At 40.9% G+C, this 21,841-nt stretch carries 21 protein-coding genes; 6 read left to right on the forward strand and 15 right to left on the reverse strand.

What is annotated here, in order from left to right:
• Position 1: 1 nt before the first annotated feature.
• Both JMN32_RS10080 and JMN32_RS10085 read right to left on the reverse strand, forming a co-directional pair.
• Positions 2-1,672 (reverse strand): hypothetical protein, encoded by a 1,671-nt coding sequence (locus JMN32_RS10080; RefSeq protein ID WP_202856193.1) that lies wholly within the window; start codon positions 1,670-1,672, stop codon positions 2-4.
• A gap of 804 nt (positions 1,673-2,476) precedes the next feature.
• Positions 2,477-2,629, reverse strand: coding sequence for a hypothetical protein (locus JMN32_RS10085; protein WP_202856194.1), 153 nt, complete (start codon positions 2,627-2,629; stop codon positions 2,477-2,479).
• 173 nt (positions 2,630-2,802) lie between these two features.
• Here JMN32_RS10085 and JMN32_RS10090 point away from each other — a divergent pair, with 173 nt between their 5' ends.
• Positions 2,803-3,018 (forward strand): helix-turn-helix transcriptional regulator, encoded by a 216-nt coding sequence (locus JMN32_RS10090; protein ID WP_202856195.1) that lies wholly within the window; start codon positions 2,803-2,805, stop codon positions 3,016-3,018.
• Between the two features lie 218 nt (positions 3,019-3,236).
• On the opposite strand, the gene JMN32_RS10095 is transcribed toward JMN32_RS10090, so the two are convergent.
• A complete protein-coding gene (locus JMN32_RS10095; protein WP_202856196.1) occupies positions 3,237-3,731 on the reverse strand; it encodes a hypothetical protein in 495 nt (164 codons plus the stop codon).
• A gap of 529 nt (positions 3,732-4,260) precedes the next feature.
• Positions 4,261-4,521, reverse strand: coding sequence for a hypothetical protein (locus tag JMN32_RS10100; protein WP_202856198.1), 261 nt, complete (start codon positions 4,519-4,521; stop codon positions 4,261-4,263).
• 374 nt (positions 4,522-4,895) lie between these two features.
• Here JMN32_RS10100 and JMN32_RS10105 point away from each other — a divergent pair, with 374 nt between their 5' ends.
• From JMN32_RS10105 to JMN32_RS10120, 4 genes are all read left to right on the forward strand, one after another.
• Positions 4,896-5,357, forward strand: coding sequence for a Crp/Fnr family transcriptional regulator (locus JMN32_RS10105; protein ID WP_202856199.1), 462 nt, complete (start codon positions 4,896-4,898; stop codon positions 5,355-5,357).
• A 173-nt stretch (positions 5,358-5,530) separates the two neighbouring features.
• The gene (locus tag JMN32_RS10110) at positions 5,531-6,421 is read left to right on the forward strand and encodes a cyclase family protein (protein WP_202856200.1); all 891 of its coding nucleotides are present in this window, start codon (positions 5,531-5,533) and stop codon (positions 6,419-6,421) included.
• A gap of 59 nt (positions 6,422-6,480) precedes the next feature.
• Complete coding sequence (locus JMN32_RS10115) at positions 6,481-6,924, forward strand: hypothetical protein (RefSeq protein WP_202856201.1); 444 nt, start codon at positions 6,481-6,483, stop codon at positions 6,922-6,924.
• A 72-nt stretch (positions 6,925-6,996) separates the two neighbouring features.
• Complete coding sequence (locus tag JMN32_RS10120; RefSeq protein WP_202856203.1) at positions 6,997-8,907, forward strand: adenylate/guanylate cyclase domain-containing protein; 1,911 nt, start codon at positions 6,997-6,999, stop codon at positions 8,905-8,907.
• Positions 8,908-9,233: 326 nt separating this feature from the next.
• Here the strand turns inward: JMN32_RS10120 and JMN32_RS10125 are convergent, their stop codons facing one another.
• The 7 genes from JMN32_RS10125 to JMN32_RS10155 form a co-directional block, all read right to left on the reverse strand.
• Complete coding sequence (locus JMN32_RS10125; RefSeq protein ID WP_202856204.1) at positions 9,234-9,704, reverse strand: hypothetical protein; 471 nt, start codon at positions 9,702-9,704, stop codon at positions 9,234-9,236.
• A gap of 421 nt (positions 9,705-10,125) precedes the next feature.
• The gene (locus JMN32_RS10130) at positions 10,126-11,160 is read right to left on the reverse strand and encodes a UDP-glucose--hexose-1-phosphate uridylyltransferase (protein WP_202856206.1); all 1,035 of its coding nucleotides are present in this window, start codon (positions 11,158-11,160) and stop codon (positions 10,126-10,128) included.
• Between the two features lie 6 nt (positions 11,161-11,166).
• Positions 11,167-12,339: a galactokinase gene (gene galK / locus JMN32_RS10135; protein ID WP_202856207.1), complete on the reverse strand. Its 1,173-nt coding sequence runs from the start codon at positions 12,337-12,339 to the stop codon at positions 11,167-11,169.
• Positions 12,339-13,904: a sodium/sugar symporter gene (locus tag JMN32_RS10140; protein ID WP_202856208.1), complete on the reverse strand. Its 1,566-nt coding sequence runs from the start codon at positions 13,902-13,904 to the stop codon at positions 12,339-12,341. The genes galK and JMN32_RS10140 overlap by 1 nt, the downstream gene beginning before the upstream one ends.
• The gene (locus JMN32_RS10145; protein WP_202856210.1) at positions 13,885-14,151 is read right to left on the reverse strand and encodes an aldose epimerase family protein; all 267 of its coding nucleotides are present in this window, start codon (positions 14,149-14,151) and stop codon (positions 13,885-13,887) included. The genes JMN32_RS10140 and JMN32_RS10145 overlap by 20 nt, the downstream gene beginning before the upstream one ends.
• Before the next feature lie 507 nt (positions 14,152-14,658).
• A complete protein-coding gene (locus tag JMN32_RS10150) occupies positions 14,659-15,069 on the reverse strand; it encodes a hypothetical protein (protein ID WP_202856211.1) in 411 nt (136 codons plus the stop codon).
• A 184-nt stretch (positions 15,070-15,253) separates the two neighbouring features.
• Positions 15,254-15,538, reverse strand: a complete 285-nt coding sequence (locus JMN32_RS10155; protein WP_202856213.1) for a hypothetical protein — start codon at positions 15,536-15,538, stop codon at positions 15,254-15,256.
• 446 nt (positions 15,539-15,984) lie between these two features.
• On the opposite strand from JMN32_RS10155, the gene JMN32_RS10160 reads away from it, so the two are divergent.
• A complete protein-coding gene (locus tag JMN32_RS10160) occupies positions 15,985-16,611 on the forward strand; it encodes a hypothetical protein (protein ID WP_202856214.1) in 627 nt (208 codons plus the stop codon).
• Positions 16,612-16,629: 18 nt separating this feature from the next.
• On the opposite strand, the gene JMN32_RS10165 is transcribed toward JMN32_RS10160, so the two are convergent.
• The 4 genes from JMN32_RS10165 to JMN32_RS10180 all read right to left on the reverse strand — a co-directional run bounded on the left by JMN32_RS10165 (position 16,630) and on the right by JMN32_RS10180 (position 21,677).
• Positions 16,630-17,316, reverse strand: a complete 687-nt coding sequence (locus JMN32_RS10165; RefSeq protein WP_202856215.1) for a hypothetical protein — start codon at positions 17,314-17,316, stop codon at positions 16,630-16,632.
• 74 nt (positions 17,317-17,390) lie between these two features.
• Entirely contained in the window at positions 17,391-19,364 is a 1,974-nt protein-coding gene (locus tag JMN32_RS10170; protein WP_202856216.1) for a hypothetical protein, read from the reverse strand.
• A gap of 24 nt (positions 19,365-19,388) precedes the next feature.
• Positions 19,389-19,931, reverse strand: a complete 543-nt coding sequence (locus JMN32_RS10175; RefSeq protein WP_202856217.1) for a hypothetical protein — start codon at positions 19,929-19,931, stop codon at positions 19,389-19,391.
• A 423-nt stretch (positions 19,932-20,354) separates the two neighbouring features.
• A complete protein-coding gene (locus JMN32_RS10180) occupies positions 20,355-21,677 on the reverse strand; it encodes a discoidin domain-containing protein (RefSeq protein ID WP_202856218.1) in 1,323 nt (440 codons plus the stop codon).
• Positions 21,678-21,841: the final 164 nt, after the last annotated feature.

A 21,841-nucleotide genomic window follows, 5' to 3' on the forward strand; every position in this document is an offset into this window, starting at 1 on the left:
GTTAGTACCAGTTTGTAAATAACTCGTTAAGAAATTGCTCCGTTTTATTGTTATGTAGGTTTCTGATATTGCTTTGCCATTCGATCCATGATCTTGCTCCCTTCAAACCTCGTTCAAGTTGCAAAATGGTGTATCCGGAAACTCTATCATTTGGAAAAGCAATATTACCATTGTGGTTTCGTGAAAATCGCTGGTTTTCACTATCAATCATGTCAACAACAATAGATGTATAGACTCTATCTTCATTGATCTCAAGTTCTTGATAGTTCCCACCATCTGTTGTTTCAGTACCATACTCATACCCTACAACTCCCAAAAGATTTCTATATCTTTCTTGGGCAAACTGCCACTCTACCCCACTTGCCCAGCTTTCGATCACCGCCTCACTACTTTCTATCTTAGCTCCATAGGCCCCTAGCACCAACAGTTTAAATGCACCTCTGTCCATATCCCAGTGAGCAGCATGAGCCAGTTCATGAGCTGTCGTTGCATAAACTCTATCTGACCTTCTATTCCATCTTCTTACATAGATGGAAGGAAGAGCACCTCCGGTTCTTGCATACATAGCTGCATGGCTGTCCTTCTCAGTTTGTCTCTGCTTAATGTCCGCGGCTATTTTCACCTGGGGCTTTAAATCACTATTCCTGGGAGGGCTGGAAAGTCCAAACCTGTTTCCATAGTAATAATCTCTGGCAGCCTGAAATATCAAAGCGTAATACTGATGTCTGTCGGAAACCACAGTACTTCCTGCACTTCCAAAATCCTTATTCCAGTTTCCTCGCCGCTTAGGGCCGTTATAGGTGGCTTGGCCAAAAGTGCCTGTTCTGATACTAAAATGGTATTTCTCCCACCTTAAACTATAATTTGCAGATCGCCTGAACCTTCCGGGAGCTGAATAAAACCCATTATTATTCGTCCAGCCAACATGGGTGGTAAACCACCGCCTGGCCCTAACTTCCGCCCCAACAACAGGAACAAACCTTCCTACTACACCATCCCATACCCTTATTCTACCCGCAGGCCTCCATTTGCTCTTTTTTGCATAGACATTATCCATCACCTCTTCTTCCAGATTGCCTGTAATACGAAGAGCTTCATCTACCAGCGTTTCCACCCATTCGGCTGAGGCAAACCTGCCATGGCTCTCATCCGCTTCGTCACTATCTTCATCGGGAATGTATAGCTCGGCCAGCAATTCATACTTGACTCCGTCAGGGAGCTTTTTGTCTGCCTCCACGGCGCAGTATTGATAGGTAGGCTGGTCAACCGGTACTTCGGGGTCATGGTAGAAATCTCCGGGCTGGTCGATTTCATAATCCAGCGGATAGGAGTAAAGGATGAGGGTAGAATCCTTTTGCAGGATAGACAACTCATCTTCTGTCTTTGGCTTAAACCGTATGTAAAGGTGGGTGGTTGTTATCTCCACATCTTCACTGTTAATTCTTCCGTCCGGACTTGAAGCCTTTAGGTTTTCCAGAGCTTTCCTCATGTTTTCGATCGCGTAAGGGTTTTCCAGCTTTTTGCCGAGCCGGGTCATCCCTGCCATATCTGACGCTGTCAGATAATTTGGTTGTTCTTCCTGAGGCTTAATTGCCTCATCTTTTTGGCAAGACCATGTAATTCCCAAAATTACAGCCCCGACCATCATGGACCGCAGTCTTCTGATTGTCATCTGTTCTTAAATTATTCATAGTGAATATGGGGTTTTAGTGTTTTCACCAAAGGCCCGCTTCTAAGAAACATGGGGGATTTTCAAAGAAAAACACGGGTATGTCCGCACCAAAAATGGTCACGAAAAACAAACCTAACGGATACCGCCAGCCCTTGATTTTCTTAGGACTGCCCGCTCAATAAAATGCCTTTTTGATCTTGTTTAATTACTCTCTTAATTCCTTATGGGGATCCGGAATTAGTTCAATGCTTCCTTCCTGAAACATTGTTTTTGGCCGTTGCCATTGCGGCCTTTACCACTATTAGACAGGCACAAAGTACAATCTCCTCCGCTATCTTGCAAGTGTTCTTTCCCACCGACACAAATCACCTTCCGAAAAGAAATCCTTATTCAATACTTAACATAACTGTAATTCAGCAGTTTGAGTCTGAGCAGGATTATGGTAAAAAAAATTAAAAAATTTTCGCAAGGCGTACAATCTATATGACTGTTTATCAATAGAGTGCAAATGATATGCAGTATTCTCTAACTGATGCAGGTAAAGTACAGTATTTGTTGAGCAGTGTGAGTTGAAAACGGTGAACTGCAAATGAAGCGATCAGCCTATAAGGTTCTGTACCAATAATTAGGGGACTGCTTCCTCGTTCCTCGTCGCAGTGACGATAATAGACAACGCTAATTTGTGTTTCTTCAAGATCAGAGATTTGACCATTTACAGCCCCCGAATGACCTAAAATAAGATAAGGTGTTCACCCAGACTATGCTGGATCAGTAGCGGATGCTATGACCAGGTGGGGATACCTTTTAACTATCCAGTTGGTTTAATCTGGAAATTACCTGAACTAAGAGCTCATTTTGAAGCTTCATTAAACTCAGCAAATTGTGCGTAGCATTCAGGTTCTCAAGCTGTAGTGAAAGAAGTTGATTTATCTCCTCCTGAGAGTATTTTCTATCCATTTCAAAAAAATTTAATTAATTATTAAATGCAAATTAAATAGTCATTACATCTTAATGCATAATATATATTATGTAATACGATGCAAATATAGCTTAATTCTATGAATTATATACGACATTGAAATGAACTAAATTTGACTGTATCGCTATTAAAATATAGTAATACGATTCAAATGACCTCTAAAAAGCAAATCAACAGAATACGTGTAGTCCTTGCTGAGCAAGACAGAACCAACAAATGGCTGGCTGAAAAAGTAAAGAAAAATAGAACGACTGTTTCTCGCTGGTGTACCAATGACATGCAACCTTCCCTTGAAACTCTTATCAAGATTGCCTCAGTACTAAATGTTGACGTGAGAGAGCTTTTATATCCTACAAAGGAAAAGTGATTTAATCCAACTGGTTGTAGTTAAACGTAGCGGTCCTACAGGTTAAGATGAAATAGGGTGTACGCACGGACTAATTCATTGATGTTGTCATAATAGAGCGATGATTCATTACCAAATAATTGAGCGGACGCTCAAGTATATGCTGGGTCCGTAGCGGACGCTACCAGGGGGAGAATCGGTCTTCATCACCTTGATAGCCAAAGTGAGCAACTTCCTCTCTACTTCCTTTTATCATTTATCACATCATTATACTCTATTTCCCATAAGCCTAGATAAGCTTCGCAAAAAGTGACTAACAGGTATCGGTACTTTCCCAATATCTTTTTTATGTCCTCAAAAGGAAGTAACCGCTTCTTTATCTCATCGTACACATCATAGTAGATAATTTTTTCATCATGATCTGTGTAATTAAAAAATACTAGGTTGTTTGTACCTCTATGGTTTTGTACAAAAAACAGTATTAGTTCCTTAAAGAACCGATTAAGTACATAAAGAATTAACTCCTCCTTATCTTCATGTGTAATCATTTCTTCCTTGACTATATAATTTAGCAAACTGTGCGCTTTGACTTGTACATTATAAAGTGCATTCAAAAAATGGAAAAGCTCATGACTAATTTTTTTCTCCGCATCTAAAAACAATTTTATAGCTTCATCATCATAGTCCTCTGCAGTAAGAAATATCTTCTCCTCATTAGTTTTCAAATTAATCACTAGCTTTTGGTTTGTAGAATGTTCAGTTATGTAATCAAGGTGCCTTGATTTGATGTTGTCCAACCTAAAAATGAAGTTATTAACACTAAATTTAACCTTTGAATTAATTTTCGTTTTGAATTTATATATTGGTCTGTCGATGTTATTGATTAATTCATAGGTGAGTTTTTTTACTTTTTCGCTCCTTTCATCCTTTCGCTTTTCTTTCGAGAGGGTGAATGATCTATAACCGATAGTCGCAGCAACGGTTAACAAGAGAGCATTTAATAAATTAAAAATACTTTGAATTCGTTCTTGGTTGAAGTCAAAATAGCTACTTAAGAATATTACAGAGACAATTATCAATAGAACATTAAGGAGGATTAGAGTTACTTTAAATCCAGTTGTAGGGATTAGTTTCGTGAACCTATCAAGTATTTTCATGAGCTCAATATATCACGAATTATGAACTAAACGAGAGTTTGCTATATTAAATTACCTTTCAAGATGTCTTTCAACATCTATGTAAATTGCTATTCAACGTATCCTACTACCCCTGCGACTCATCAAACAATTTCGCCTTCCTGGCAATCTCCTCAGCAGAGTCCTTTGAGTATTCTATTTTATGTCCTCCTTGCAATAAATAGATTTGCTCCAACAAACGATTCTGCTCTTTCATCAACTGCTTCTGATCTTCCTGATTTTGAACTATTGTGTTAATTTTCCAATACCATAACATAACTGCACGCAACAGAAGAAATAGCAAAAATGCTACAACCAAAATGGTGATTCCGTAGAAAATTAAGTCCATAATTATTAAGTTTTTAAAACATCCTCAATGTACCAGTTTCACCACCCCCACCCCAACAAACTTTCCCAACGTCACAAATTACTTTCCGAAAGACACCCAATTCGAAAATTTTATGTCCATCTGCACTTTGGCAGTTTATTCAAGATAATGAATTGACAAATAAAGTTTGGGGCTCTTGTGAGGTATGAAAGCAGAAAACAGGGCTGGTGGTACAGAATAGAGTTTTTCACTATCTGCCATTAGGTATTTTCACCTATAAAATTGGGCAAAAACACCTAATTATGGCGAGTTAATTCAAGCTTCCACCAACTCTTTTTATTATTGATATTACTTATAACCCGTGACATTCTTACTCAAGAAAAGTATTTTTGACCATGACCCGAAATGAAGCTGATCTTCAAATAAAAAGTACTCTTCAGAACATCATAGGCAACCACACCGCTGAGATCGAAGATTTTGTCCAAAACCTGTCGGTCATACAGATGCCGAAATCAGGTTTTCTGGTCAGGGACGAAGATAAATGTTCTAATATCTACTTCATCAATCAGGGAGCCTTCCGCACTTTTCTTCAGGTTGAAGGGCGCGAAACAAATACCGAGTTCTTTTTTGAAAATAGTTTTGCAGGGGCTTTTACCAGCTTTTTACTGGATACCCGAACTTCACTCAATATACAGGCGATGGAGCCGGCTGTAGTTATGGAGATACCTAAGGTGTTGCTGGAAAGGTATTATCAGATCAACCCCTGCTGGTATGCTTTGGGGAAGTATATTTTCGAAAGAGAATTTATAAAAAAATGTCAGCGGGAAAGTGACTTTCTAGCAAAGAAAGGTATCTGAATCTGCTGGATCAGTACCCCAATATTGAAGATCGTATTCCCGGGTATCATATTGCCTCGTTTCTGGGCATACATGCTGAGTCACTGAGCCGCATTAGATCAGGAAAGCTGGCATAGATTAACATAGATCAATGACTATATTGCTTCAACACGCTTTACTTTAAACCAAAAACAATGGACAAAAGAGTAAAATTTGATTTTGAATTCTTCTTCACCAATGGTGGCAGCATTAAAGGTGAAGACTTCAGGCTGGATATTGCAGGTGATGACATCAGCGACAAGGAGCTGGCTGATTATATCACCAAAGATATGAGGTTACTCATGGTCGGTGAAACCAGAATTCTGAACAAGGAAATTATCACGGAGCCTCACAAACGAAAACCTATCAACCAAAACACGGGGAAACCGGTACTGATTGACCTTAGCCATACCATAGAGGACGGGTTAGTAACTTATAAAGGTCTGCCTGCCCCCATAGTTTGTGATTTCCTGAGTCGTGAGGCCTCTAAAGATATTTATGAAGAAGGCACGCAATTCCAGATTGGAAAAATAGAGATGGTCACCAATACGGGGACCTATATCGACTGTCCTTTCCACCGTTTTGAACATGGCAAAGACTTGTCTGAAGTTACTTTGGAAGCTTTTACTGATCTTGAAGCCATCGTTATCCGGGTACCCTATACCGAGGCCAAAGCGATTACGAAAGAGCACCTGCAAAACTATGAAGTGAGAAACCGTGCCGTGCTTATACATACGGGTTGGGATGAGCACTGGAATACCGAAAGCTACTTCGAAGGCAATCCATTCCTGACCCAAGAGGCTGCCGAGTACCTGGTCAGTTGTGATGTAAAGCTTGTGGGTATCGACTCTCTGAATATTGACGATACCAGTGGTAACAGTCGGCCTGTACATACCGCTTTGCTGGGGGCAGAAATATTGATCGTAGAGCATCTTTGCAACCTGCAATTACTACCCAATGATGGCTTTACTTTCAGCGCAATACCTCCTAAATTTAAAGGTGTAGGTACCTTTCCGGTGAGGGCTATGGCGAAGGTGAGACAGTAAGTCAAAGGTAGTATTTATTTAAAATTCGCGATTCGCGAATTGACTCTTTATACAATGCTATGAAAAAGAAATTGCTCATAATTTCTCTAAGCTTAATACTGGCATACTATGGAAGCTTTCTTGTCTTTGGGAAAAATGCATTGGTCCATAAAATTAAAGAAGACAGTCACTCCAGCTACAATACCTACCGCTGGACTACGCATGTCAACTTAGTCAGTAACATGGATCTTACCCCGGAACAGCTGACTGCTTTTAATTCATTATGGCCTTCGTCCAATCTGGATTTAAACTTTAAGCAGGTCGAAAGTTTTGAGCAGATCCCTGATTTCAACAAGGAGAATACTTATCACTATATTTTAATCATCAACACGAAAGTTTTGCCATGGATAAGTATTGAAGAGTGTGAAAAAATAGAGGAGTACGCTGCCTTCTGGCAGATCGATTATGTCTGGTGTTTTTTTACCTGGATAAAAGTGGGTGAAGAAAGTCTGGGTATGTCCTGATATTATTAACTCAAATAATAAACCCGCGTATACAGAACTTAAAAGGCGTTTTACTCGTAAAATGTCTCTGACATGAAAGCCATTCTTATCCTGATTTTCTTTGTTTCGTTTCTCTCCCTTTTCGCTCAACAAAGGGACTCGCTGGAATCCGCACTTTCAGGTCAGCATGGCAAAGAAAAGCTGATCACCCTGCACAGGCTAATAGAACATCTCCACAGTACCGGCGATAAAAAGGAACTGAAGTATGCCAAAGAAGCCAATGAACTGGCTGAAGACATTATCCATAGCACCAATAAACTAATCACGAAAGACGAGCTTTCTCTGAAGCCGGTCTCTCATTACTATTTAGGCAGGGCTTATTACAATCGGGAACAGTATAGCAAGGCCAAAGAGTATCTGGATAAAGTACTTCCGGATATTGACCTGATGGACAATGACAAGGCCAGCCAAACCTTGGCCTACCTGGAGCAGCTTGAAGATAAAACGGACGATCGCACGGCAGTGGGTACCTTCCTGAAGAAGAATCTGGAAAACATTGACCTTGGTAACAAGGTCTCATCTGCTACGGAAAACATGAGCTTGTCTACCACCCTCAAGCTGGCCCGCTACCATGAAAAAAACAACAACTATGTAAAGGCTATCGAGCAGTACGAAAAGGCCATCAACCAGTACAAGGATCAGGGGGAGAGTGAAGAGGTTTATTTCTATATGAACCATGTGGCTTCTCTCTACGAAAAAAGTGGCCAGTATCACACCGCTATCAACTACTATGAAAAGATCAATGATCAGGTAGGGATCAAAGAAGATACGTTGCAGGTAATGATGAATAAGAAACGTATTGCACAGCTGGAAACGATAGAAAAGGAAGTGTCCAAACTCACCCCTTCTGCGCTGGACAAAAAGACCAACATTACTCACTTCGCTGCTCCCGAACTTCCTCAGGATAAGTTCAAGCGGCTGGCAGATCAGATGGAGGCTCAGCATGACTTCAAAAAGTCGTTGGAGTACTATAAAGAATATGTGGCGCTTCAGCGTGCCTATGAAAAGCAGCAACAGGAAAAAGAACTCGCCTTGCTGGAGCAGATCAACTACAATGAAAACAAGGAGCGCGAGATCAAACTGCTGCAACAGGAGAAAGAAATTCAGCGCATGCGACTCTCAGAAAACGAAGCTGCCATGGAGCAGGAAGCAAGGTTTCGCAACATGCTGATCATTGGCACCTCACTACTGGGTGCACTGGCCATAGCCTTGTGGCTGATGTATAACATGAAACGCCGTAACCATAACCGGCTGCAATCTGCATATCAGGACCTGGAAAGCACCCAGGATCAGCTTTCAGAAGCAGAAAAGAAAATCAGAAACCTGCTGGGCCAGCAGGTTTCCGGTGCGGTAGCGGATGCGCTCATTACCACGGCTGAAAGTGACAGGATCGATAAGCGCTTTGTCTGCGTTATGTTTTTGGATATCAGAAATTTCACTCCTTTTGTAGAAAACAAGACGCCCGAAGAGATCATCCAGTTTCAAAATGATGTGTTTGGTTTCATGATCGATATCATCGAGCAACACAATGGCGTGATCAATCAGTTGCTCGGAGATGGTTTTATGGCCACATTTGGTGCCCCTGTCTCTACCGAACATGACTGCGACAATGCTTTTGAAGCTTCCAAAGAGATTATCCGTGAATTAGAAATCCGTGCTGAACAAAATATCTTACCTGCCATACGCGTAGGCATAGGCTTACATGCCGGAGATGTGGTGGTAGGCAATGTGGGCAATGCGCGTCGCAAGCAATACTCCATAACCGGAAACCCGGTAATCACCGCTGCCAGAATAGAGCAGCTCACGAAAGAGTTTGGTGTTCAGCTTCTGGTTTCCAGAGAAGTCTATGAAAACCTCACTGTCAAACCTGATGTATTGCCTGATTTCAAAGCTGTACACATCAAAGGCAGGTTTGAACCGGTAGAGACCTGGAGTGTGATTTAGTATTTTAGTGATCGGTATTTGGTAATGGGCTTCTTATAAGTAAGTTCGAAGTCGGGGGACTGGAGACCGAAGAAGTGACAGTTGACTGGTAAACAGTGAACGAGGTGTAAAGAATCTGGATTTTGAATATTTCTACGACACTAACTATCCCCATGAGGGGATTATAGGGGTGTTTAAAGCGGTAAACAGTTAACAACTATTTCATTGGTCTCCATGGTGTGAAAATATTGAGCATTGTAGGAAACAGCCTCCGGATTGGAGCTATTGAGGCTATTGATAGCGCATCTGTAGTTGACAGTAAGCCCGTAGCTTGAAAGAGGCATAGATCAATTGTCTGAGACAATCTCCAGTTTCAATTTTCCGGCTACAGATTTCATTTCAGCTGTAAAAGAATCGTAGTCAATGCTTCTTGACAATTCGATGGTCTTCCCATTGTCATACTCAAGTGATCCGATATACTCATTATAGCTCACCTGTCTTGATCTACTTCTTGAGTTTGCCATGTAGGCATTTTTCTCCTTACGGACTATTATTCTATTCAGGGTTTGAAAATTGACCAAATCTTTTTTCACACTGATCCACAGGAATTTGAACGAATCGTTGATCTCTTTTTTATCATTATCAACCGTTAAATCATATTTGGTAGAAAATGCAATGAGGTTTGCCACCACCAAAATAAGGTCAAAAAATCCTGTTTTATTATTAACCAGGTTATAGATGATCAATACTGCACTCCCCAGCGCCAACGTCCACCTGAGTCCAGCTGAAAAATAGTAATCAACAAACCTCGTTTTCATCTAAATAGAATTAAAAATTACAGTCTATAGATCTTCAAACTTAATCAAATATTTGCAATCTGATATGGTGAGGCCGAAATGTCCCTTTGAGAAAACTACAGAGGTGCTTTTCTAACTAGTAAAGTGCCGTTATGGAGACTGGATCCGGACGTAGAACACCCTCCAGCCTGCGGCCACCTCCCTAGGGAGGATTAGGGCCGTGCAAGAAATATGGAATGCCAACTTTTTTAGAATTGCTTCCCTGCAGAGTCTCTTGTAGAGCTTGTAGAGGACTCTGCGTCAGTACGAACCACTTTTCTTCACCTACCTTAATCTTATCGCGTAAAAAGCACCTCCGCAAGCGACATCAAGATTTATATTACCCAAACCTGATTCTCACCCATACAATGAGTTTTTCCTTCAGGGGGCCAGCCAGTCCTAATTATTGAAATGACTGGTAAATGGTTATCAACCGCTGCGCACTTTCCTCTGGGGTTATATCCCTTTGAGGGGTACCCAACATTTCAAAACCCACCATAAATTTCTTAACAGTTGCTGATCGCAATAATGGCGGATAAAAATGCATATGAAAGTGCCACTCCGGATGCTCTTTACCATCAGTTGGTGCCTGGTGAATACCGGAAGAGTATGGAAAAGACACCTCAAATAATCCGTCATAGGTCTGGGTAATCTGCCTGAGTGCTCTGGCAAAATCTTCCCTTTCCTCCTCGCTCATTTCACCCATATGCGATATTGTCCTTTTGCTCACTATCATAGTCTCAAAAGGCCAAACTGCCCAAAAAGGAACCAGTACAACAAAGTGATCTGTTTCTATTACTATGCGCTCATTTTTCTGTAGTTCTCTGTTGAGATAGTCACCCAGTAAAGTGCGGCCATGCCTCTCAAAATATTGTTGCTGCATGACCATTTCCTTTGCAGGCTCATTAGGTACATTCTCCGTTGCCCAGATCTGGCCATGAGGATGGGGGTTACTACACCCCATCATCTCACCTCTGTTTTCAAAGATCTGAACATATTTGATCTCGGACCTGGCTCCCAGTTCCATATATTGCTCCACCCAAATGTCTACCACCTTTTTAATATCATCAATAGCCATTTGAGATAACGTCAGGCCATGATCAGGTGAAAAGCAAACGACCCGACATATGCCCTGTTCTGATTTGGCTGTGAACAGGTCATCTTCAAACGAAACCTGCACATCGCTAAGCAGCGCAGGGAAATCATTGTCAAATACATAGACCTCTTTGTAATCCGGATTTGCTACACCTCCAACCCTCTCATTACCTGGACACAGGTAACATCCGGGATCGTACTGCACTGGTGATTTACCTTCTTTCTTCTCTGTCTTACCCTGCCACGGCCGCTTCGCCCGGTGAGGAGATACCAGCAGCCACTCACCTGTTAAAGGGTTGTACCTTCTATGCGAAGTGGTATTTAGTTTGGTTACATTCGTCATGAGCCTTTAGTTGTTTATATGTTCTGAAATAAAAAGCTCACTGGTACCAGCGGCAGACGCTACTTCATAAATCTCAGGCTTGATCTCAAATCGCTGCTGATAAGCATCACTAATAGCCTGGGCAAACTCATCTTTATAGGCTTTCTCTACAATGTTGATGGAGCAACCACCAAAGCCTCCTCCCATCATTCTGGCACCAACGATCTGAGGTTTGTTGATGGTAAATCCTATGAGAAAATCCAGTTCAGGACAACTCACTTTATATTTCAGAGCAAGTCCATAGTGCGAATCATAAAGGTTTTTACCAAAACCCGCTAAATCCCCTTTTTGTAACTGCTCACAACTTTCTAGTACGCGTAAATTTTCTTCAATAACAAACTCACACCGGTTGAAAACATCCTCCCCAAGTTCGGAAAGCAGATGTTGTAACATCGTAAGCTTAACATCTCTAAGGCTCTCAACTTCAGGATAATGTGCTTTAATGACCTCCACCCCACGAAAACATTCTTCTTTTCTTGTATTGTAAGCAGAGGTAGCCAGGGAATGGCTCACGCGTGAGTTGCAGAGCATAATACAGTAGTCATCGAGCTTTAGAGGAAAGTAATAATGCTCCAGAGACCGACAGTCTAGCCGCAAGGCATTATCCTTCTTACCCATCACATTGATGAACTGGTCCATAATACCACATTGCACGCCCACAAACTCGTTCTCCGCTTTTTGTCCCATTTTTATGATCTCTAATGGATCAATACCTAATGAGAACAGCTCATTTACCGAGAAGATCAGACCACATTCTACCGATGCCGATGACGAAAGGCCTGCCCCGATGGGGATATTTCCTCCAAAAACGATATTGAAACCCTGGACGTCATACCCTTTCTTTTGGATCTGGTCTACTGCTCCAATGATATAGTTTGCCCATGACTTGTCTGATGGTTGAATATTATCCAGATCAAAAGTGGCTGTTTCATCGAAGTACGTCGAGTAGACATTACAGGTCCGGGTGCCATTTCCAGATATGGCAAAATAAGTCTCTTTATTGATTGCCGCCGGTAGTACGTAACCACCGTTGTAATCTGTGTGTTCTCCAATCAGATTGATTCTTGCCGGAGATCTCACCAATAAATCCGGCTGGCCATAAATATTTATAAATGCTTTTTGAATTTCGTGTGCTTCCATTACCAAAATATGATGTATAAAACTGCAAGTATTAACATGATACCCATGGCTGAAGCGTTGAACCAGGGTGAAGTTGAGAAGAGTCCTTTCTCCAGATTAATGGCTTTCGGGGACACCTTACCGGCACTGAGAGAAACCACAACCATTAATGCAGAAAGCATAAGAAACACTACGCCCATTTGGTCAAGAAATGGCATGGACGGAAACACAAGATCAACAATGATACTAAACGGTACTGAGGCAATGGCTGTCCACAATGCTCCACTTGCTGAGGCTCGTTTCCAAAACAAGCCAAACATAAACAGCACCACAATGCCAGGGCTGACATACCCTGTATATTTTTGTATAAACTGGAATACTTGCTCTTCACCTCCTAATAAAGGCTGAGCCACAACTACTGCGGTAAACATGGCCAGCAGACCTACGATACGGCCAACGGTGACCAAATGGCTTTCAGAAACTTCTTTCTTGAGTGATGGTTTGTAAAGGTCCATGGTAAAGATCGTAGCGGTACTATTCATCATGGAGCTAAGCGAAGACAGGGCCGCTGCGATCAGGGCCGCAAAAGCCAACCCTTTGATACCGGTAGGTACCAGGTTGGCCAACAGCCACGGGTAAGCAGCATCATACCTTTGAATATCGGCACCTAACACAAAAGCCGCAATACCAGGGATCACCACTACCATAGGTATGAGTAATTTAAGGTACCCCGCAAAGGCCAACCCTTTTTGGGCCTCACCAATACTCTTAGCCGCCAATGCTCTTTGTATAATGTACTGATTACATCCCCAATAGCTCAGGTTTGCAATCCACATTCCTCCTACAAGCACAGATATTCCCGGAAGGTCTTTATAAAAAGGGTTATCCGGTGAAAGGATCATATCAAACTTCTCAGGAGCCTTTTCAAATAGAAGAGAAAGGCCTTTTAAAGCTCCGGCACCATCACTAACCGCATCAAGTGCCAGGTAAGTGGTGATCAGCCCACCGAAAATCAAGAAGACTACCTGCACAACGTCGGTCCAGGCTACGGCTTTCAGACCTCCATAGATGGAGTAAGCTACGGCCATTACTGCCAAGCCTATAATTGATTGCCACATGGTGATGCCCAGCACAACTGTTAGGGCTAAAGATGAAAGATAGAGCACGGTGGAAAGGTTAACGAAAGTGTATAAAAACACCCAGAACACTGCAAGTACCGTTCTTATCCGCCCATCGTAACGCTGCTCGAGTAACTGTGGCAATGTAAAAATGCCTTTCTTTAAAAACACGGGGAGAAAAAACTTGGCTACAATCAGCAGGGTAAGTGCTGCCATCCATTCGTATGTGGCTATACCCAAACCAAGGGCAAAGCCAGATCCTGACATGCCAATGAATTGCTCTGCAGAAATGTTAGAGGCAATCAGAGATGCTCCGATGGCCCACCAAGGCAGTGATTTGCCAGCCAGAAAGTAATCGCTGGAATCTTTGGTATGCCCCTTTTTTTCCCGACTGACCCAAAACCCAATAAAGATGATCAGGCAGCCATAGGCAACGAAAATAATGATGTCAATGGTCGATAGGTTCATTACATTTTTTGTTTGTTTGTAAATTGATTAAAGAATCTGGCATAGAAAATTTGTTACTAGCTTCTATACCAAAAGCAAGACATAACATAGCTCCAGGGGCAAGAGTTATGAGTCCAAATTCATTATTAAAAACGTTTACAGAGCACTTTACCGGTTCAACTGCAATATTGTTTCTATTATATAAAGGTAATACCTGAAAGAAATTGTACCCCTCAGTTCCCGTTTGTTGCCAAATGTCAACAGCCATTTTCAACGTAGGGTAAGCCAAGGTAAACGCTGCCTTACCAGTATCATTTAATTGAAAAGTACCATCGGACTACTACTTTTCAACCCGACGAAAATCGTAGAATTTTCCGTCTTCTGCAAACTCTATGCTGGGTATCATGTCCTGAAGTACTAATTGCTTATCGGTATGGAGCCTGATGTACATTTCACCTGTAGAAGGGTATGTATTAAAACCGGGTTTCTGCCGTCTCCAATCAGTATTTCATAGTCGTCAAATTGTTGCTACTCACTTTTATCTTGTTGGGAAAGGAAGACAGCTTGATCAGCCCCATTCGGCTTAAGCACTTGTTAGCAATTGGTAATCGGCTAATTGCTTGCCACTAATAATGCATCAGGAATCTGACCGTTAATAATAAAGTAAATGATGGAGATTTTGAATTAATGAATGCTTAAGCAGACATTCAGGAATGGGGGAATTTGGACAGGATAAGCTATAGCAAGTTATCACTGTCCATGAACCAGATGAAAATTACAAAGAAGTATCAGGCACTGGTTTTAGCTTGTTATTGATAAACGTTAAAAAATCTTCTAATTCTATTGGCTCGATCATATGCACTGGAATTCTTAATTTCTTCGATTTTGGTCCTTCATTATAATGTAAAAATACCTTCTTAGGGTTTACCTCTTCTACTTTGGTAATATCACTGAACTTAATAAACCTGGTAGAAGAAAGTAGGCTTAGCTTTATTTCTAAATGGTCCTTTTCAATTTTAATCAAGTCTTTATCTTTTTGATTATAAGCCACTACCAAGTGGAGTATTGCCACTGCAACCATCTCAACACGGCCAGCAAATACGAGTATTATAGAAGCTACTAAAAAGAAGTATCCCAGATTTGTTTGTTTTTGGGTAAATTTCTTACTGGTTTTAATTGATTTCATTTATTTTTTGTTCGTTCGTTAACCCCCAATGGTAAAGATCATCAGGGTTTGAAAATCTTGTTAAAAACTCCAAGTAAGGAGTATCAATGCCATTAAGTTTAAAGGCTTGATTCTATCCCCTCCTCAGCCTAAACCCCTCCTTTAAGAAAGAATGACTTCTGAATGATAGTTTTATAGGGCCACTTTAGGCTTTGTTGTTGATAAACTCGTCTTTTTTTAATTTGTCCAAAACTTTACGGGCACCCATTGCCCCAATTAGCCCAATAGGAACAAGGATTCCCGAGGATATTAAGAAAACCATTGCACCTGACTTTACCTTACCTATTTTAATCAGCCCTATTCCGATAATGTTGAACAGAACGATTATTCCAAAGAAATATGGAATAAATGGGTACTCTGGCTCAATGGATACAATCAAGGCTAACACACAATGGATACCAAGCCCTAAAACCATTTGGTTGTTAATCATAATTACTTGTTATTAAATTAGTTATATGAACTTATAGATATGGGGGGGGCTGCAATGATAGGAAAACTTATTTTCCTATCATTGTAAATTTTAAGCATTAAGAATATAATTATCAAGGGGTTAAGCAAAAAGGCCTGTGCCACTCGCTCCCTAACCATGAATGGGTTTAAGGAGGAACCTTAGAGGTTGACTTTGATGTAGTAAGTGTAAAATGATAAACTTATTTGGCTTGGGTGGATAAGACAATCAGGTAGGATTGATGTTATCACAAGCAAAAGAAATGCAATTTTTTAGCTTCATTTTTTGTAAATTATATATTGAGCCCATAACGACTTGATCCATAAAAAGTCGTGAGGGGTTGGGTTAAAAAGAAAAGGATTCGTAACTCTCCGGTCTTGGCTCCCAATACTCAGTACCAATATCTTAATAACTTAAACTTCACAGGTATGAAATGGATGTATCAAATTGCTCAAAAATCGAAAGCTGCTATAGCTCTGGCCATTGTTTTCTTCATCATGCTTTTGACCAACATCGTGGATAAAAGTCACTTTTCAGCGCTTCAGAAGGCCTTCACGACAGTATATGAAGACAGGCTGGTGGTAGAAAACTATATTTATAAGTTATCAGTTCTCTTTAACCAGAAAAAGATGCTGATTGAGAAAAATGGGGACGCCTCAACCCAGCACGACAACTCTATACAACAGCTTATATGGAAATATGGGAAAACCCAACTAACTTCAGATGAGGCCATATATTTCAAAAAGCTACAAGCAGATATTCAGCAACTCAACATGCTGGAACAGCAATACATTTCCATGCCTGAACCTCACCTGATCAGTAGAATTGAGCAACAGCATAAAAACATATCAACCCATTTGGGGGTGTTATCAGATATTCAACTTACAGAAACCAGAAGGATACTTAAAAACTCTGACCAGCTTATAGCCAGTAGTAATTTCAATTCATATCTGGAAATCAGCTCCATTATTGTTATCGGACTTATTATTCAGGCTTTAATCTATACTTCTAAGTCCATAAGACCCCGGTTCAGACAAAATAGTCAACTGAATTAACGCTGAGATTTTCAGTGGTTATTCACTCAGCGATTCCAGTTCTATGCGGTTCTCCAATTCTGGATAAAAAGTAATTATGAAACCATAATTATGAAAAGACTGGCTCATTTTAGTACTGTCCCTAACAAGGTCATGCTTTACACTCAAAAATTCTTCCGTTTGCCCCTGTTCATCCACCATCACAAAGGTTGAAGCGGTTTCAATGTAAGGATCTTCAATAAATTGGCTCAATTTCAACTGCTTGAACCGAACCTCCGAGGCAACTGAAGTGATATCAACCACATTCGCCTTTTCTTCAAAGCTAGTACAGTCCATGCACACAAGCCACTTGCTCTGAGATATCAAACGATATTTTAAGGGTATTTCCTGACCGGTCAATCCTTCAAAGCCATCAGCATCTGTAAAAGTCAAAGTATCGCCATTAGCAGTCTTTACTTTCATCACTGTAGTGAGATAATCGGCAGGCATGACTAATTCCTCCTCCACGGATATAACTATGGCATCAACTTCAATATATGTTGAATCAGAGCCTTCATTTTCCTTCTTTGATATACTGGGCTGATCCTCTTCCGTTTTGGGCTTTTTAGAGGTTTCACTTACCAATAAACTATCATCCACTATTTCGTTTTTCTCAGAAGTATTTTGTTTACTGCATGAGAGGCTGACCATGGTCAGTATTAATAAAATGTAATAAACAGGTTTCATTCACTTATTGTATTGAAGGTTATTAACCAGGTAAAACTAATAGCTTATTGCCATCAAATGAAAGAAATATTGGATTAGCCCCAGTTTATTTCTTCCCGGCTCGCTATCTCCCTTTTTCGCTCCTCCCAAGTGCTGAAGACTTCTTCGGGGCTCATGTGTTTAAGTTGCTTCCATTTTATCATGGTATCCAGATAATAGTTTCCCCTGACCTCGTCAAAAAATGTAAAGGTATCACTTAGAAGCTCCTGTAGGTTATCAAACCTCTTTACCTCAGACTCCTGGGCCAATGACTTAAGCTGGTCTTCCATACTGAGTTCAAATAAAATCAGGGATCTTAGTACATGAAAAACCACCTCCTCTTCATTACCCTTCAGCACAGCCAGACGAACCCTTAGCATTACAGGTGAAGAATACATCCCGCCTGATTGGTCTTCTGCAATAACCGTCAAAGCTTCCAGTCCCTCTATTGAAGGTTTAATGATATCGCTCTGATGCAGCAGGCACCGCTCTTGGTACTCTATATAATGCAGAAAAACGGAGGCATTAGCTTCTACAAGGTTTATATGGTCCTTATAGCATAAGGTAGCCTGGTTGCGGTAGTTTATTCCTAGTGCATCATTGTTTTCTGAGAAGTAAATATCAGAGATGGCCTCCAGTGCCATAGCTTTATAGTAAACTTCAAACGATGCATCACCCACCTGATCGATCAATCGTTGAAAGTGAGATATGGCCGTCTCCAGGAGATCGACACAACTATAAAATATCCCTTCGTTATGAAAAAAATGCCCAATCTCTGTCAGTTGCACCCGGGTAGTCTTTTGTTTCTGCCACTTCTTGGCTTCACCGAGCCAGTACAAGTAATCCTTTTCCGGGAAGAGACTGGTATCCATTTTATACCACTCCATATGCTCTCTTAGCCTTTTGAAAGCCATAGCAATAGTCAGCTGAACTGCATATTTTTTATCAGCAAACGACATGGCCAGCGCTCTGAATTTTATTAACTCACTCCCCCTAAGTTTATGCCATTTTGCATATCGACCCTGAACCTCAGCCTCCGACTGTCCTTCTTGTTTCTCACTTTTCCTTTTCTCATAGGGTATGTGGATCAGTTGCAGGTATAAAAACCAGTCGCCTTCAGCGGGATCAAGGGCAATGGATGTATTGATAAATTCAAGTGCTCGATACCAGCTTTTATCATCAAAATACCGGTATTCGGCCAACATATTGTTGAGTATGGCCAGCTGCTGGTAATTTTCCTGCTGATCTTCGTGAACCGCCAGCATATTGGACTGAACTGCTCTTTCAGCCTCATTAAAATAATACTCTACCTTGCTATCCTTATTTGCTATAGCATTTTCAAGCAATATCATATAAGCCCGGCTGTAAACATCCCACTGCATTTGCTCCACGAGCATGCTCATCTTTTCCGCAATGGGAAGCAATAAAGATACACCGACATCAGTAAGTTTTCCACAGGCAAAGTCATAATCCATTTGACTGAATAGGGAAAGGTATCCATCGTACGCAAGCTTTTCCTTTTCAGCAGAAGTAGCTGACCCCATATACTTTACATATAATTTGTCCAAGCCTTCCAAATCCCAGCGTCCTGCCAGCCTTTCTATACGGCTATAAGCTAAGCCTTTTTCAGCATCTTCATCGTCGAGAAAATAATTATTAACCTGCACGTAATCTACATTACCCGTGAGGTCGTGATCGGGTGTAAATTGAAAGTGCTCCTCATCAAAGTAATACGCCCAAAAATAAACATGAAAATTGTCTTCGACCTTATGCTGTTTTTGATGTTTTATCAGCTGGATATACTTCTTCTCATCCAGGTATTCAAAATAGCTGCTGGTACGGCCAAGTTCATCATCCTGATACCTTTCTACAGCATAAACCGGGAATTTTATAAAGGGAATATTCTTCACCGTCAGGTTGGTTTGCCCAGCCCCTTTCAGTTCACTAATATATTCATTGATTTTATCACTACGATCAGAAACGGCTACCACGCTCCTTTTACCTTCAAAGTGGGATTCAACTATCTGCATTACATGACAAAATTATATAGATGCTTATTTGACCTCCATCCATTTACTCTCCTCTCCAAACTCACCATCATCAGAAAAAAGTTCGGGTAAAACAAGATATGTACCTTCCAATGGTTCTGAAAGCTCTCCTGATTTTTTGTTTACAATATAATGACGGAAAGCAGTTTTATTATTGGTATTGACATAATAATGATCATCATCTTCGTAAATTTCATGATTCATAAATGGGAAGGGTAATTTTAAAAGCCCCTTCAGATAAATTATAGCTTTCCTCTGCTCTTTATCAGGTACAAAGAAGTTATTTTGATAAAACCAGTCGTCGAAAGGTGAAACCTTCCTGCTCATTAAGCAAACAGATATATCATACTCCAGATACCTGCTTTCCGGAATATAACGGATTAGCCTTCTGAATTTCACTCTCACTTCCTGTTGGTTTGACCAAACAGAAGCCTCGTAATCTTCAGGTAGTATCCTGAACTCATTCTGCTTCTCCGATACTAAATCCCAAGCCATTTGTATGAGCACCTGTCTGCCTTTCGACAGCAAGCTGTTAATATCTTCCTCCATATTTCATTTAGCCTTTTGAAAAATAAAATAAGTGATCCGCATCGACGGACTAGACAGGGGTTTCAGTTAAATACCCAATCATAAGTTATTATAATGCAGATCATTAAATACACAACAACAGGATTTTATAAAATTCTACACTCCTCATTGCCTATTCACATGAATTTCTGGGTATAGGTAAGTTTAATGGTACATACTGCATAACTTATATCCCCAAAACTACCTCTTGGAACAAACTGATAAAACACTAGTTTTTGGGTTTTAAAGAAATCACTAGAAATGGTGACAACACCGAATCTTGTCTACAAAAGAGCCTCAAAAAGTACAGTACTTTTTGGAAGTGGATTAGGTAAGTGAACCTATATAGGTCAGGTTGTATCAAAGCTCCTAGGCCTCGATACAACCATAACACTACCCGGCTAATTAATTGCCATTAACTTCGAATTCCACAATTCTTGTATAGTTATCAACCCCGGGATCGGTCACTAATAAGGCCACATACCTTGTTGTAAGGTTCACAGCATAAGTATTACTATTAGCTTGTCCACTGTTGTTGGCATTTACAATAGTGTACCATGGTCCGGTAAATGAATTACTATACTGGATCTGGTAAGCGCGTGTATTTGATGAAGTAGGTTCACCTACACTACCTGCGTGGAACACTTTAAACTCTTTGATGTTACGCAGCGATCCCAGGTCAAGGGTCATCCAGGATGTCCTCGTGCTTCCATTGCTTACCCATTTGGTACTGCCTGTATAGCCACCATCATAAGCCTTATTACAATCATATTGGCTGCTATATGCAGAGCTTCTGTCACAGTTTATTGCACTTCTGGCCCAATTGGTCATTGTTCCGCCTCCCCCAATGTCAGGGCAGTTAACCACACTTGAGCCTAAGCCACCCAATATACCAATGCGGGTATTTTGTGTAGCCGGAGGGTTTACATCATAGCATGGCCAGTTGAGATAGTTATAAACTTCGATATGAAGATGGCAACTTCCCCAGCAAGTATTTCCACTTGTACTACCTGTGGAGAAGGTTGTACCAATTTTTACCGGTCCGCTAAGATTCAATACCGTACCTACACTATAAACCACATCACTAGCCAGGTGCGCATATAAAATCCACCCCAACTGATATTCTATTCCATTATATACACCTATAATTTCCCATTTCTGTGTATATCCTCCCTGACTGTACGAACCACTTTTACAGGCATAACCAAACTCCAGGAGCTTGGCTTTTAATGCCTGAGGAGCCTGACCTCCGGGGTACTGTATAGCATTTACATCCAGGTATACATCTTTATAGCAGGAGATAAAATTGCCAAAGTCTGCTACAGAATTGCCATTATCCAGCCAGAAGTCTCCCGACCAGTCGCCATACCAGTATATGCCATGTGACGGTGGTCCCCAATAACTGGTGGTCTCAGTTTTACCACTGTAAGGACTATTTACTGAAACTGCCAGACCGTAGGGGTTATCAGTCCTACCTGTAAGTGATTTTGTATCTCCTTTGTAAAAGTCACTCTCCACACTTTCAATGATCAGGTCTTCATGAATAGGTGCCTTTGGCTTGACATTTCCTTCATCTGATCTGTCTCCCGGAAGCACGGAAGTGTAGCCATCCATAAAATCGCCCGGTTGCTCACGATCCAGACCGGATTCATTTTCTTGCTCACTACATGCCAGTAGCATGAATGAGACAAGCATTACTGTAATTCCACTTTGAAATAGATTCTTCATAATAATAGTGTTGGTTTAGTTGAAAATAAAATTTTGACAATCAGTCAAATGGTTTGCGGTAATAACCTCCAACTAAACAAGGAATAACTGACAATATTTAGAAAAAAAGTACTAGGACATTACTAGTACTCCCCCAAGAAAAACTTGTCAAAAGGGAAAAAAGG

The organism is Fulvivirga marina, assembly GCF_016775155.1.
Lineage (GTDB): Bacteria > Bacteroidota > Bacteroidia > Cytophagales > Cyclobacteriaceae > Fulvivirga > Fulvivirga marina.